The organism is Pseudomonas proteolytica (genome assembly GCF_007858275.1).
GTDB classification, from domain to species: Bacteria; Pseudomonadota; Gammaproteobacteria; order Pseudomonadales; family Pseudomonadaceae; genus Aquipseudomonas; species Aquipseudomonas proteolytica.
Map to the genome: position 1 here is coordinate 1 of NZ_VFEV01000033.1, position 13,222 is coordinate 13,222.

13 protein-coding genes are annotated in these 13,222 nt (G+C 61.4%); 8 read left to right on the forward strand and 5 right to left on the reverse strand.

Going from position 1 to position 13,222, the window contains the following annotated elements; translation table 11 throughout:
- Positions 1-186: 186 nt before the first annotated feature.
- Both FIV38_RS21315 and FIV38_RS21320 read right to left on the reverse strand, forming a co-directional pair.
- A complete protein-coding gene (locus FIV38_RS21315; RefSeq protein WP_092232119.1) occupies positions 187-1,752 on the reverse strand; it encodes a phospholipase D family protein in 1,566 nt (521 codons plus the stop codon).
- 62 nt (positions 1,753-1,814) lie between these two features.
- Entirely contained in the window at positions 1,815-3,248 is a 1,434-nt protein-coding gene (locus FIV38_RS21320; protein WP_029289785.1) for an aminotransferase-like domain-containing protein, read from the reverse strand.
- A gap of 166 nt (positions 3,249-3,414) precedes the next feature.
- Between FIV38_RS21320 and FIV38_RS21325 the strand changes: the two genes are divergently transcribed.
- On the forward strand, positions 3,415-3,648 hold the full coding sequence (locus tag FIV38_RS21325; protein ID WP_029289783.1) for a DUF1127 domain-containing protein: 234 nt from the start codon (positions 3,415-3,417) through the stop codon (positions 3,646-3,648).
- Between the two features lies 1 nt (position 3,649).
- Here FIV38_RS21325 and FIV38_RS21330 read toward each other — a convergent pair whose 3' ends face one another.
- On the reverse strand, positions 3,650-4,942 hold the full coding sequence (locus FIV38_RS21330) for an NAD(P)/FAD-dependent oxidoreductase (protein ID WP_092232116.1): 1,293 nt from the start codon (positions 4,940-4,942) through the stop codon (positions 3,650-3,652).
- A gap of 115 nt (positions 4,943-5,057) precedes the next feature.
- Here FIV38_RS21330 and FIV38_RS21335 point away from each other — a divergent pair, with 115 nt between their 5' ends.
- Entirely contained in the window at positions 5,058-5,411 is a 354-nt protein-coding gene (locus FIV38_RS21335) for a YkgJ family cysteine cluster protein (protein ID WP_029289779.1), read from the forward strand.
- 112 nt (positions 5,412-5,523) lie between these two features.
- On the opposite strand, the gene FIV38_RS21340 is transcribed toward FIV38_RS21335, so the two are convergent.
- Positions 5,524-6,012, reverse strand: a complete 489-nt coding sequence (locus FIV38_RS21340) for an Lrp/AsnC ligand binding domain-containing protein (protein WP_003206849.1) — start codon at positions 6,010-6,012, stop codon at positions 5,524-5,526.
- A gap of 156 nt (positions 6,013-6,168) precedes the next feature.
- On the opposite strand from FIV38_RS21340, the gene dadA reads away from it, so the two are divergent.
- The 6 genes from dadA to FIV38_RS21370 all read left to right on the forward strand — a co-directional run bounded on the left by dadA (position 6,169) and on the right by FIV38_RS21370 (position 12,261).
- Entirely contained in the window at positions 6,169-7,470 is a 1,302-nt protein-coding gene (gene dadA / locus FIV38_RS21345) for a D-amino acid dehydrogenase (protein ID WP_029289774.1), read from the forward strand.
- Positions 7,442-7,795, forward strand: coding sequence for a RidA family protein (locus tag FIV38_RS21350; RefSeq protein ID WP_032856829.1), 354 nt, complete (start codon positions 7,442-7,444; stop codon positions 7,793-7,795). The genes dadA and FIV38_RS21350 overlap by 29 nt, the downstream gene beginning before the upstream one ends.
- A gap of 77 nt (positions 7,796-7,872) precedes the next feature.
- Positions 7,873-8,946, forward strand: coding sequence for an alanine racemase (gene alr / locus FIV38_RS21355; RefSeq protein WP_092232112.1), 1,074 nt, complete (start codon positions 7,873-7,875; stop codon positions 8,944-8,946).
- 116 nt (positions 8,947-9,062) lie between these two features.
- The gene (locus FIV38_RS21360; RefSeq protein ID WP_029289768.1) at positions 9,063-9,611 is read left to right on the forward strand and encodes a cupin domain-containing protein; all 549 of its coding nucleotides are present in this window, start codon (positions 9,063-9,065) and stop codon (positions 9,609-9,611) included.
- Positions 9,612-9,792: 181 nt separating this feature from the next.
- On the forward strand, positions 9,793-10,206 hold the full coding sequence (locus FIV38_RS21365; protein WP_092232109.1) for a c-type cytochrome: 414 nt from the start codon (positions 9,793-9,795) through the stop codon (positions 10,204-10,206).
- A gap of 132 nt (positions 10,207-10,338) precedes the next feature.
- Positions 10,339-12,261, forward strand: a complete 1,923-nt coding sequence (locus FIV38_RS21370; RefSeq protein ID WP_070994046.1) for an acetyl-CoA hydrolase/transferase C-terminal domain-containing protein — start codon at positions 10,339-10,341, stop codon at positions 12,259-12,261.
- A gap of 385 nt (positions 12,262-12,646) precedes the next feature.
- Here the strand turns inward: FIV38_RS21370 and FIV38_RS21380 are convergent, their stop codons facing one another.
- Positions 12,647-13,219: a xanthine phosphoribosyltransferase gene (locus tag FIV38_RS21380; RefSeq protein ID WP_029289761.1), complete on the reverse strand. Its 573-nt coding sequence runs from the start codon at positions 13,217-13,219 to the stop codon at positions 12,647-12,649.
- Positions 13,220-13,222 lie beyond the last annotated feature (3 nt).

The following is a 13,222-nucleotide window of genomic DNA, read 5'->3' on the forward strand; positions in this document are numbered from 1 at the left end:
GAAGCAGCCCTAAAACCAGCCGCTACGGAGTATCTGATACACCGCGTACGGCTTACTGGGGCTGCTTCGCAGCCCAGCGCGGGGCAAGCCCGCTCGCCACAGGAGAGTTCGTCGGTTTCTGAAAGTTATGTAGATACCTATGGCTATCGCAGGCAAGCCAGCTCCCACAATGGATATTCGTGGTTCTTAGAGCATGCGCTCCAGACCCACGGTGGTGGCAAACCAGGCATTGAACCGGCGCCACCAACTCCCCGGCTCGCGGCTCAGGGTGTGCATCTGGCCGTTGTCTTCCGTGACCCATACCACCTGGCCATCTTGCAGTTTTGCCTCATAACTCAACGCTGGCGCCATCCCTTGCAGGGCCAGGTTACGAACATGCTCGGCCAGTTCGGGGCTGTCCACCAGCACGCCGACCTCGGTGTTCCACAGCACCGAACGCGGGTCGAAATTGAACGAGCCGATAAACGACTTCTGCCGATCAAAAATCATCGCCTTGCTGTGCAGGCTCGAGTCCGAACCGTGCAGCGAGCGGCTGCCCAGCAGGTGCGGGCCACTGCCGCCACCGTCGCCCGGTTGGCGGCGCAGTTCGTACAACTTCACCCCGTGTTCCAGCAGCGCCTTGCGATAGGGCGCATAGCCGCCATGCACCGCCGGCACGTCGGTGGCTTCCAGGGCGTTGGTCAGCAGGCGCACGTCGACGCCTGCGTCCGCGCGGCCGGTGAGGTACACCAGGCCCGGCTGGCCGGGCACGAAGTAGGCCGAAATCATCATCAGCTCACTGTGCACGCCTTCCAGCTCTGGCCCCAGTTGGGTCGTGAGCAGCAGTTGTGGGTCGGGATCGGCCTTGGCCAGGACCTTGCTCGGCGCGTCCCACAGTGCCTGGTTCCAGGCCCAGATCAGTTCCCGGCGCCAGATATCCATGCGTGGCTGGGTCTGGTAGGTCCGCAGGCGGTTATACAGGGCATGGTTTTGCTGGCGCGATTCGGCCAGGGACTTCTCCAGAAGCCCGCGCGCCGTGGCCAGGTCGCGGGAGGACGGGGCGCTGGAGATAAAGTCGGCGATAGGTTTGCTCAGCGCACTGTTCCAGTACTGATCAAAACTGTGGCCCAGTTGCTCGGCCACGGGCCCCACACTGAGCATGTCGATATCGGTGAAGTTCAGGTTGGGCTCGGCATCGAAATACTCATCCCCCAGGTTGCGCCCGCCGACAATCGCCACGCTGTTGTCGGCCAGCCATAGCTTGTTGTGCATGCGCCGGTGTTGCAGCGAGAGGTTGAACAACCGGCCCATGGTCCGTGTCACGCCGGTGCTGCGCCCCAGGTGCAAGGGGTTGAACAGGCGGATCTGGATCTGCGGATGTGCAGCCAGTGTGGCGATGATCTGGTCCAGGCCGTCGCTGGTGGTGTCATCCAGGAGGATGCGCACCCGCACGCCACGGTCGGCCGCCGTCAGCAGCTCGTCCACCAGCATGCGCGTGCTGATGCCGTCATGGACGATGTAGTACTGCAAGTCGAGGCTGGTCTGGGCATTGCGGATCAATTCGGCGCGGGCCATGAACGCTTCGCTGCTGTTGGGCAGCAGGCGAAACCCGGAGCGGCCCTGATAGGGCGCGGCCTGGGCCTGGATCGAGCGCCCAAAGGCGGACTGCGTCGCCGGCAGTGCCTCGCTGGGCACCCGGGGCACGTCCAGGGTGGCGCAACCGCCCAGGCCCAGGAACCCCAGCAAAAAGAACGCTAATAGCCGTTGGCTCATCAAGGAGACAGGTTCCGAATCAGGACGGTGGTGGGCATATGACGGTGATTGCTGGCAAAAGGTCAGTCCATCCGCTGTTCGGCTTCGGCGAGCATCTTGCTCGCCGTTGCCCCGACCTTGCGCACCGCCTCTTCAATCTGCGGGGTTGGCTTGGCAGCGTAGTTCATCCGCAGGCAGTTACGGTATTTGCCCGAAGCGGAAAAGATACTGCCTACGGCAATCTGCACCCCCTGCTCAACCAGGGCCCGGTTGAGCCTGAGGGTGTCGAAGCCTTCGGGCAGTTCCACCCACAGCATAAAGCTGCCTTGGGGCCGGCTGGCGCGGGTGCCAGCGGGGAAATAGCGGCTGACCCAATCGAGCATCAGGTCGCGATTGCGCTGGTATTGGGTACGCATGCGCCGCAAATGCGGTTCGAAGTGCCCGTTCTTGAGGAATTCGGCAATGGCGATCTGTGGTTGGGTGGCGGTGGAGCCGGTGCTGATGTACTTCATGTGCAGCACCCGCTCCAGATAGCGGCCAGGCGCTACCCAGCCGATCCGCAGGCCGGGGGCCAGGGTCTTGGAGAACGAGCTGCAGAGCAGGACGCGGCCATCTTCGTCGAAGGACTTGATGGTGCGCGGTCGTGGGTAGCTGTAGGCCAGTTCGCCATACACATCGTCCTCGATGATCGCCACGTCAAAGCGCTGGGCCAGGGTCAGCAGCGCCCGTTTGCGCGCCTCGGGCATGATGTAGCCCAGGGGGTTGTTGCAGTTGGGCGTCAGCTGGATAACCTTGATCGGCCATTGCTCCAGGGCCAGTTCCAGGGCTTCGAGGCTGATGCCGGTGAGCGGGTCGGTGGGGATTTCCAGGGCTTTCATGCCCAGGCCCTTGAGGGTCTGCATGGCGCCATGGAAGCTTGGCGAGTCGACGGCGACGATATCGCCGGGTTCACAAATCGCACGGATGCTGGACGACAAGGCTTCGTGGCAGCCAGTGGTGATCACGATGTCCTGAGCGTCGAGCTGGCAGCCGGAATCCAATGACAGACGGGCTATTTGCTCACGCAATTCCATACAGCCGTAGATGTTGTCGTAGTACAGGCCCGGCAGGTCCTGGCGGCGACTGACCCGGGCCAGGCTGCGCAGCAAGGGCTTGATGGTCGGTGACATTACATCTGGCATGCCGCGGCCCATCTGTATGACATCTTTGCGCGGCACCGCGCGCACCAGTTCCAGTACCTGGTCCCATTGGGAAATCTCCACCGGGCGCTGGGCCGGCCGACCCACGGCGGGCAGCGCCGGCAGCTCGCGCCCGACGGGCACGAAGTAGCCGGATTTTGGCTTGGGCGTCGCCAGACCGTTGTCTTCCAGTAATCGGTAAGCCTGCTGCACGGTGCTCAGGCTGACCCCATGTTCCACGCTCAGGGCTCGCACCGAGGGCAGGCGGTCGCCGGGGCGATAGAAGCCCTGTTCGATGCGGGTGCCCAGCAATTCGGCGAGGTTGACGTAGAGGGTCATGGCGGTCGCTCCCGGTGGACCAGTACAGATGAAGGGAAAATACAGGATTCAGCCCCTGCATGGCAGTATCTGTATGGATTTAATAAAGGTTGGTTGAATCTGTAATGGTTTTGCCACGCCATCCATTCTAGTCACTCATGGCAACAGGCAAATGAGGGGCAGGACAATGAGTGGCTTGAGCGATGTGCGGCTGGCGCTACACAGTCAGGAGCTGGAAGCAGGGCAGGAGCGTGGGCTGACTGGGCTAGCGCCTGGTCAGCCGAGCCGTTGGGAACTGTTCTGGCGCCGTCGCCACACGCGCCAGGCCCTGCTGGACCTGACCCCGGAGCAACTGCGCGATATCGGCCTGAGCGCTGAGCAAGCGCGCCAGGAAGGCTTGAAACCGTTCTGGCGCGGGTGAGTCAGAGCAGTTCTTTCAAGCGGTGCCAGAGCATGCCCAGGGCCAGCAACGGCGAGCGCAAGTGCTTGCCGCCAGGGAAGGTGACGTGGGGCACCTGGGCAAACAGATCGAAGCGCCCACGGTGCTGGCCGCTAATGGCTTCGGCCAGCAGCTTGCCCGCCAGGTGGGTGGCGTTCAGGCCATGGCCGGCATACGCCTGGGCAAAGTACACGTTGGGTTGGTCGGCCAAGCGGCCAATCTGCGGCAGGCGGTTGGCACCGATGCCGATCATGCCGCCCCATTGGTAGTCGATTTTCACCTCGGCCAGTTGCGGGAAGACCTTGAGCATCTTGGGCCGCATATAAGCCGCGATGTCTTGAGGGTCGCGCCCGGAATAATGGCAGGCGCCGCCAAACAGCAGGCGGCGGTCGGCTGACAGCCGGAAGTAATCCACCGTGACCCGCTGATCACATACGGCCATGTTTTGCGGCAGCAGCTCGGCGGCCTGGGTCGGGCTCAAGGGTTCGGTGGCGATGATGTAGCTGCCGGCGGGCAGTACCTTGCCGCTCAGGTGGGGGTTGAGGCCGTTGAGGTAGGCATTGCAGCCCAGCACCAGAGTCTTGGCGCGCACACTGCCGTGGGCGGTGTGGACTTTGACTTCAGGGCCGTAGTCGATGCGCACCGCTGCGGAGTGCTCGAACAGCCTGACTCCCAGTTGCTGCGCGGCGGCGGCTTCGCCGAGGGCCAGGTTCAGCGGGTGCAGGTGGCCGGAGCCCATGTCGATCATGCCGCCTACGTAACGGTCGGAACCGATCACGCTGCCCATCTCCCCGGCTTGCAGCAGGCGCAGTTCGTGGCGATAACCCAGGTCGTGCAACTCCTCGGCATCGGCGGCCAGGCCCTGCAGGTCGCGGGGCTTGTTGGCCAGGTCGCAGTAACCCCAGGTCAGGTCGCATTCAATCTGGAAGCGCTCGACCCGCTGGCGCACGATTTCCACGGCTTCCAGGCCCATCAACTTCATCTGCCGCACGCCTTCGGTGCCGACCACATTGGCAAACTGATCAAGGCCGTGGCCGACGCCACGAATCAACTGCCCGCCATTACGCCCGCTGGCGCCCCAGGCGATCTTGCGGGCCTCCAGCAGCACGACGCTGAAGCCCCGTTCAGCCAGCTCCAGTGCGGTGTTCAGCCCGGAAAAACCGCCGCCCACCACACACACATCGGCGACGACTTCACCCGCCAGCGCCGGGTAATCGGGTTGCGGCAGGCTGCTGGCGGCGTAGTAGGAAGCGGTGTGCCGGGCGCTGGCGGTCATGGGGAGCATCCGTGTTTGGAAAATTTGACGCAGGATACAGCGGTCGGGTGAAGCTGTCTCACTCGGGGCTTTTAGGGCAAAATCCACGCCTATTCGCCGTTCGGTATGGGTTTCGATGAGTTGCAACAGCCAGAAAGTCAACGCGCTGCGCCGGCAGATTCCCTCGTTCGAGTGTGTGCCGGGTTGCCATGATTGCTGTGGGCCGGTGACTACATCCACCGAGGAAATGTCGCGCCTGCCGCGCAAGACCGCGGCCGAGCAGGAAGCGGCCATGGATGAGCTGAACTGTGTACACCTGGGGCCCAACGGCTGCACGGTGTACGACGAGCGCCCATTGATCTGTAGGTTGTTTGGTACTACGCCCAGCCTGCCATGCCCCAATAACCGTGGGCCGGTGGAATTGATTCACCCTCGGGTCGAGAAGCAGATCCACGAGTACATGGCGACGACGCGGCAGGTGCTGGTCTGACAGATGTACTCGGTCAAAAGGTGGGAGCTGGCTTGCCTGCGATGACGGTGTACCAGGCAATGAAAATGGCGGCGGATTGATCGCTATCGCAGGCAAGCCAGCTCCCACAGGATCAATCCGGGATCGGCAGGTTCAGGCTCTCCTTCACCTCTTCCATCACGATATAGCTCTTGGACTCGCGCACATGGGGCAGTTTGAGCAGGATGTCGCCCAGCAGTTTGCGGTACGACGCCATTTCGGAAATCCGCGCCTTCACTAGATAGTCGAAATCCCCCGAGACCAGGTGGCACTCCAGCACATGGGGCAGTTTCAGCACGGCACGTCGGAATTCTTCGAAGGTATCGCCGGATTTGTAGTCGAGGCTGATCTCGACAAACACCAGCAGGCTACCCTTCAAGTGCTGCGGATTGAGGCGGGCGTTGTAGCCCATGATGATCCCCTCGCGCTCCAGGCGCCGGACCCGTTCGGTGCAGGGCGTGGTCGACAGTCCTACCTTCTCCCCCAGCTCGGTAAACGATATCCGCCCGTCCGCCTGCAGGATGCGCAGGATGTTGCGGTCGATCTTGTCCAGCTCCCGCTTGGTCTGGGTATTGGTCCGCATAGGGGATGCTCCTCCGTGAAAAGGGTTTTTGCCGAGAATTGTCGCCAAATATAGGCACTTATATAGTGAAATGCACTGGTCATTGCTTTTTATACTGCCCACATCTTTGTGCTGAACAACAAACGTCAGCGGTCAAGCCGTGATGAGGATATAAAAATGCGCGTTTTGGTCTTGGGTAGCGGTGTCATTGGTGTGGCCAGTGCCTACTATTTGGCGCGTGCCGGTTTTGAGGTGGTCGTGGTCGACCGTCAGCCGGCCGTTGCAATGGAGACCAGCTTCGCCAACGCCGGCCAGGTTTCGCCCGGCTATGCGTCGCCATGGGCTGCGCCGGGTGTGCCGCTCAAGGCCATCAAGTGGCTGCTGCAGCGCCATGCGCCGCTGGCGATCAAGGCCACGGCCGATATCGACCAATACCTGTGGATGGCGCAGATGCTGCGCAACTGCACGGCCAACCGCTATGCGGTGAACAAGGAGCGCATGGTGCGTCTGTCTGAGTACAGCCGCGACTGCCTCGACGAACTGCGCGCCGAAACCGGCATTGCCTACGAAGGCCGTAGCCTGGGTACCACGCAATTGTTCCGTACCCAGGCGCAACTCGATGGTGCGGCCAAAGATATTGCCGTGTTGAAAGAGTCCGGCGTACCGTTCGAGCTGCTCGACCGCGCCGGCATCGCCCGCGTCGAGCCGGCCCTGGCCAGCGTCACGGATATCCTGGCCGGTGCCTTGCGCCTGCCCAATGACCAGACCGGCGACTGCCAGATGTTCACCACCCGCCTGGCCGATATGTGCAAGCAGTTGGGCGTGGAGTTCCGTTTCGAGCAGGACATTCAGCGCCTGGACCACGCCGGTGATCGTATCAACGGTGTGTGGATCGACGGCAAGCTGGAAACCGCCGATCGCTACGTGCTGGCCCTGGGCAGCTACTCGCCGCAGTTGCTCAAGCCGCTGGGGATCAAGGCGCCGGTGTATCCGCTCAAGGGTTACTCCCTGACCGTGCCGATCACCAACCCGGCGATGGCCCCGACTTCGACCATTCTCGACGAAACCTACAAGGTTGCGATCACCCGTTTCGACAACCGCATCCGGGTTGGCGGCATGGCTGAAATAGCCGGTTTTGACCTGTCGCTTAACCCGCGCCGGCGCGAAACCCTGGAGATGATCGTCAACGACCTTTATCCTCAAGGCGGTGATCTGAGCGAAGCCACGTTCTGGACCGGCCTGCGCCCGACCACCCCGGACGGTACGCCAATTGTCGGCGCCACCCCGTTCAAGAATCTGTTCTTGAACACCGGCCACGGCACCCTCGGCTGGACCATGGCCTGTGGCTCTGGCCGCTTGCTGGCGGACCTGATGGCCAAGAAAACCCCGCAGATCAGCGCCGCAGGCCTCGATATTTCCCGTTACGGCAACCCTCAGGAGTCCACAAAACATGTCAATCCAGCGCCAGCTCACCAATGAGCGCATGAGCCAGATCGTTGTCCACAGCGGTACCGTGTATCTGGCAGGGCAAGTCGGCGACGACATGAGTGCCGGGATTGAGCAGCAGACCCGCGAGACCTTGGCCAACATCGAGCGCTTGCTGGATCTGGCCGGTACCGACAAAACCAAGTTGCTGTCGGTGACGATCTACCTCAAAGACATCGACGCCGACTTTGCCGGCATGAACGCGGTATGGGACAAGTGGCTGCCAAAAGGTGTCGCACCCGCCCGTGCCACGGTCGAATCGAAACTGTGTGAACCCGAAATCCTGGTCGAGCTGTCTGTTGTGGCCGCTCTGCCTTAAACGATCCCTCTTCCGGTGCCGGCGCTGTCGGTCGGTACCGGTTTTTTCTTCCTACCGCCGCCTAGAAGCCTGCCGCCATGCGTCCTGCCCGTGCCCTGATCGACCTACAAGCCCTGCGCCACAACTACCAATTGGCCCGCGAACTGACCGGGGCCAAGGCCCTTGCCGTGATCAAGGCCGATGCCTACGGCCATGGAGCCGTGCGCGTGGCCCAGGCCCTGGAAGACCAGGCCGACGGTTTTGCCGTGGCCTGTATCGAGGAAGCGCTGGAACTGCGCGCTGCCGGGATTGGTGGGCCGGTATTGTTGCTCGAAGGGTTCTTCGAGGCCGACGAACTGCCGCTGATCATCGAGCATGACTTCTGGTGCGTGGTGCATTCGCTGTGGCAGCTGGAAGCGATTGAACAGGCGCGCCTGAGCAAGCCGCTGACGGTATGGTTGAAGCTGGATTCGGGCATGCACCGGGTCGGCTTGCATCCCAAGGATTATCACGACGCCTATCAGCGCCTGCTGGCCAGCGGCAAAGTGGCCAAGATCGTGCTGATGAGCCACTTCGCCCGTGCCGATGAACTGGACTGCGCGAGCAGCGATGAACAGGTCACGGTCTTCGAGGCCGCGCGCCAGGGCTTGGCGGCCCAGGTCAGCCTGCGCAACTCGCCGTCGGTGATGGGCTGGCCGAGCGTTTCCAGCGACTGGGTACGGCCCGGCATCATGCTTTACGGTGCGACGCCGTTTGGCGAAGACCAGGCGGTTGCCGCGCGTTTGCAGCCGGTGATGACCCTGGAATCGAAAGTCATCTGCGTACGCGAGCTGCCTGCGGTCGAGCCCGTGGGTTATGGCGCGCGCTTCGTGACGCCCAAGCCGATGCGTATCGGTGTGGTTGCCATGGGGTATGCCGACGGTTATCCACGGCATGCGCCGACCGGTACGCCGGTACTGGTCGCCGGCCAGCGCAGCCAGTTGCTGGGGCGGGTGTCGATGGACATGCTGTGCATCGACCTGACCGATGTACCCCAGGCGGGTCTGGGTTCGACCGTCGAGTTGTGGGGCAAAAACATCCTCGCCAGCGATGTGGCGACCGCCGCCGAGACCATCCCTTATCAGATTTTCTGCAACCTGCGCCGTGTGCCACGGCTCTATTCCGGCGCTTAGCCGCCAGCTGCAGATGAAGCCCTGCGGGATTCAGACCAAAGTGTTGTAAATACTGAACGCTGTCGCCATGATAACGCTCAATTACAACAAAGCCTGAATCCTAGGAGGCTCCTGCATTGGACGTCGGCGAACGACTGCAATCCATCCGTAAACTGAAAGGTCTTTCCCAGCGTGAACTCGCCAAGCGTGCGGGCGTCACCAACAGCACCATTTCGATGATCGAGAAAAACAGTGTCAGCCCCTCCATCAGCTCCTTGCGCAAGGTGCTGGGCGGCATCCCCATGTCCATGGTCGAGTTCTTTTCCGAGGAGATCCTCCAGGAAAAACCGACGCAGATCGTCTATAAAGCCAATGAGCTGATCGACATCTCCGATGGCGCGGTCACCATGAAGCTGGTGGGCCGGGCACATCCGAGCCGGGCGATTGCGTTTCTCAACGAAATCTACCCACCGGGCGCCGATACGGGTGAGGAAATGCTGACCCATGACGGCGAGGAAACCGGGATCCTGCTGGAAGGTCGTCTGGAATTGGTCGTGGGCGTCGAAACTTTTGTGCTCGAAGCCGGCGATAGCTACTACTTTGAAAGCACCAAGCCGCACCGTTTTCGCAATCCGTTCGATGTGCCGGCGCGACTAATCAGCGCAGCCACACCCGCGAACTTTTAACAGAAGAGGCGCCCTGCCTACCTTGCAGAGGTGCCCGTAGTTGTATTTCGCCATGCTCAATCTCCCCTTGGATAATAGGGTTGTTTCAGTGAGGCGGCCTAACCGTTATACTTTCGCCGCCTGCGAAACCGTGGCCGCAGGCGTGAATAGCCACCATGAGGGTGAACGCGTGAACCTAATTATGAAAATGCTGGCTGTACCAGCAACCGTACTGGCCCTTTGGGCTGCCAGCGCTCAAGCTGCGACCAATGATGATATTGCCAAGCGCCTTGAACCCGTGGGGAAGGTCTGTATTCAAGGTGAGGAATGCAAGGGCATGGAAGTCGCTGTGACAGCGGGCGGCGGCGGCGCAAAAACGCCGGACGAGATCATCGCCAAACACTGTAATGCTTGCCACGGCACTGGCCTGTTGGGCGCACCGAAAATCGGTGACACCGCAGCCTGGAAAGAGCGCGCCGACCACCAGGGCGGCCTCGACGGCATCCTGGCCAAGGCCATCACCGGCATCAACGCCATGCCGCCTAAAGGCACCTGCTCCGATTGCTCGGATGACGACCTCAAGGCTGCAATCGAGAAGATGTCTGGTTTGAAATAAACCAATCTTCGCCAAAAAGCCGCTGACCAGCGGCTTTTTTGTGCCCGCAATTTGCCGGCCAAGGCTGTTCATTGCAGCAAAGACCCGGCAAGCTCGGTCCAACCCCTAATCACGGAACGTCAGGAGGGTCGGATGGTGCAGTTGTGTTCAATCGAGCAAGCGGTCGACGACGTACTGGAACGCCTACCGGCGCATATCCACATGGGTATGCCGCTGGGTCTGGGTAAGCCGAATCTGTTTGCCAATGCCTTGTACCGGCGTATCGCCAAGCTGCCCGAGCGGTCGCTGACGATCTACACCGCGTTGAGCCTGGGCCGCCCGCCGCTGGGTGATGGTTTGCAGAAGCGCTTTCTGGAGCCGTTTGTCGAGCGGGTGTTCGGTGATTATCCCGAGTTGGATTACCTTGCCGCCCTGCGCAAGGACAGCCTGCCGGCCAATATCCACGTGCAGCAGTTCTTCATGCAGCCCGGCAGCCTGTTGCACAGCGCCCAGGCCCAGCAGGACTACGTCAGCAGCAACTACAGCCATGCCGCCCGCGATATCAACGCCGCCGGCCTGAACCTGGTTGCGCAATTGGTGGCCAGCAGCAGTGAGCACCCGGATCGCCTGAGCCTGAGTTGCAACCCGGATATCACCCTCGACCTGTTGCCCATGATCGCCAAGCGCCGCGCGGCAGGCGAGACCATCCTGGTGGTCGGCCAGGTACATGAAGATTTGCCCTACATGCCCGGTGATGCCGAACTGGGCATGGATCAGTTCGACTTCCTGATCGACGAAAAAGACCGCACCACGCTGTTCTCTACGCCCAACATGCCAGTGGGTTTGCAGGACCACTTCATCGGTTTGCACGCCAGCACCCTGGTGCGCGATGGCGGCACCTTGCAGATTGGTATCGGTTCGATGGGCGACGCCTTGACCGCCGCGTTGCTGGCGCGTCAGGCCGATAACGAGAGCTATCGGCAGTTGCTCACCGACTTGGACGTGTACCAATGGGCGCCGCTGATCAGCCGTGAGGGTGGGGTCGAACCGTTTGCCCGGGGCCTTTATGGTTGCAGCGAAATGTTCGTCAACGGCCTGCTGGTGCTGGCCGATGCCGGGATTGTGCGGCGCAAGGTGTACCCGGATGTGGCGACGCAGGAGCAGGCCAACGCAGGCCTGCTGGACGATGCGGCGCAGCCCGATGGCATATCGATCCACGGTGGGTTTTTCCTCGGCCCCCGCAGTTTTTACCAGCGCTTGCAGGAAATGACCCACGCCAAGCGCCTGGAATTCAACATGACCCGCATCAGCTATATCAACGAGCTGTACGGGCAGGAAGAACTCAAGCGTTTACAGCGCGTGGATGCGCGGTTTATCAACAGCGCAATCATGGTGACGCTACTGGGTGCAGGCGTTGCCGACCAACTGGAAGATGGCCGCGTGCTCAGCGGTGTGGGTGGGCAATACAACTTTGTCGCCCAAGGCCATGCACTGGAGGGTGCGCGCTCGATCCTGATCCTGCGCAGTTGGCGTGAATCGGCTGGCGAGGTCAGCTCCAATATTGTCTGGGAGTACGGCCATTGCACGATTCCACGGCACCTGCGCGATATCGTGATCACCGAATACGGCATCGCTGACCTGCGCGGCCAGACCGACGCCAAGGTGATCGAGGCGTTGCTCAATATCACCGACTCACGGTTCCAGGCCGACTTGATCGAACAGGCGCAAAAAGCCGGCAAGTTGCCCAAGGACTTCCAGCTCGACCCACGCTTTGCCGACAACACTCCCGAGCGTTTGCAGGCGGTGCAGGCGCGGCATTCAAGGCTGTTTCCGGAGTATCCGCTGGGCAGTGACTTCACTGATCAAGAGCGGGATTTGTTGCGCGCGTTGAACTGGCTCAAGAGCAAATTCAAGCTGACGGAGATTCTGGAGTTGGGCAAGGCGGCGCTGGATGCACCGGAACCTGCGGCGTTTCCCGAGCATCTGGTGCGCATGCGCCTGGATAAGCCTGAGGGGTTTAAAGAGGATCTGTATCAGCGCCTATTGCTTGCTGGCCTACAGGCCACCGCACACTGACAGGTAACACAAGGCAAATGTGGGAGCTGGCTTGCCTGCGATGAGCATAGGTATCTACACAACTTTGCAGCAACGCCTAAATCCAGGCAGATAGCGCAGTTGTGGCGAGCGGGCTTGCCCCGCGCTGGGCTGCGAAGCAGCCCCAATAAGCCGAATGCGTTGTACCAGATACACCGCAGCGGCTGGTTTTGGGGCTGCTTCGCAGCCCAGCGCGGGGCAAGCCCGCTCGCCACAACTGCGCTATCTGCCTGGATTTAGGCGTTACGGTAAAGTTGTGTAGATACCTATGCTGCGATGAGGGCCTGCCAGTCGACATCTCTGTCGCCTGACACTGCGCTATCGCAGGCAAGCCCGCTCCCACATTTTTAACTGTGCTCGCTCACCTTCAGTCGATGAAGGTCACAACCCCACCGGCCAGGGACTTCACCCGCGCCAGCGACTCAACACGGTAGCCCTGGGCATCCAGCTCTGCACGGCCGCCCTGGAACGACTTCTCGATCACAATCCCCAGGCCTGCCACGGTGGCGCCGGCCTGTTTGATTATCGAAATCAGCGCCTGGGAAGCCTTGCCGTTGGCCAGGAAGTCATCGATCACCAGCACGCGGTCGCTGCTGGTCAGGTGACGCGGGGAAATCGCCACGGTGCTTTCGACTTTCTTGGTGAAGGAATACACCGTCGCCGACAGCAGGTTTTCCGTCAGGGTCAGGGACTGTTGCTTGCGGGCGAAAATCACCGGCACGCCCAGGTTCAGGCCGGTCATGATCGCCGGCGCGATGCCCGAGGCTTCGATGGTGACGATCTTGGTGATCCCCGAATCCTTGAACAGCGCGGCGAATTCGTCGCCGATCAGCTTCATCAGCGCCGGGTCGATCTGATGGTTCAGAAAGGCGTCGACCTTGAGTACCTGGTCGGAAAGCACGATGCCTTCTTCGCGAATTTTCTTGTGCAGTGCTTCCACAAA

Excerpts from the sequence above, each read along its gene's own strand:
- FIV38_RS21335 (WP_029289779.1), top strand. The coding sequence starts at position 5,058 with ATGAGTTGCAACAGCCAGAAAGTCAACGCGCTGCGCCGGCAGATTCCC.
- dadA (WP_029289774.1), top strand. The coding sequence starts at position 6,169 with ATGCGCGTTTTGGTCTTGGGTAGCGGTGTCATTGGTGTGGCCAGTGCC.
- FIV38_RS21320 (WP_029289785.1), bottom strand. The coding sequence starts at position 3,248 with ATGACCCTCTACGTCAACCTCGCCGAATTGCTGGGCACCCGCATCGAA.
- alr (WP_092232112.1), top strand. The coding sequence starts at position 7,873 with ATGCGTCCTGCCCGTGCCCTGATCGACCTACAAGCCCTGCGCCACAAC.
- FIV38_RS21370 (WP_070994046.1), top strand. The coding sequence starts at position 10,339 with ATGGTGCAGTTGTGTTCAATCGAGCAAGCGGTCGACGACGTACTGGAA.
- FIV38_RS21315 (WP_092232119.1), bottom strand. The coding sequence starts at position 1,752 with ATGAGCCAACGGCTATTAGCGTTCTTTTTGCTGGGGTTCCTGGGCCTG.
- FIV38_RS21350 (WP_032856829.1), top strand. The coding sequence starts at position 7,442 with ATGTCAATCCAGCGCCAGCTCACCAATGAGCGCATGAGCCAGATCGTT.
- FIV38_RS21330 (WP_092232116.1), bottom strand. The coding sequence starts at position 4,942 with ATGACCGCCAGCGCCCGGCACACCGCTTCCTACTACGCCGCCAGCAGC.
- FIV38_RS21365 (WP_092232109.1), top strand. The coding sequence starts at position 9,793 with ATGAAAATGCTGGCTGTACCAGCAACCGTACTGGCCCTTTGGGCTGCC.
- FIV38_RS21340 (WP_003206849.1), bottom strand. The coding sequence starts at position 6,012 with ATGCGGACCAATACCCAGACCAAGCGGGAGCTGGACAAGATCGACCGC.
- FIV38_RS21325 (WP_029289783.1), top strand. The coding sequence starts at position 3,415 with ATGAGTGGCTTGAGCGATGTGCGGCTGGCGCTACACAGTCAGGAGCTG.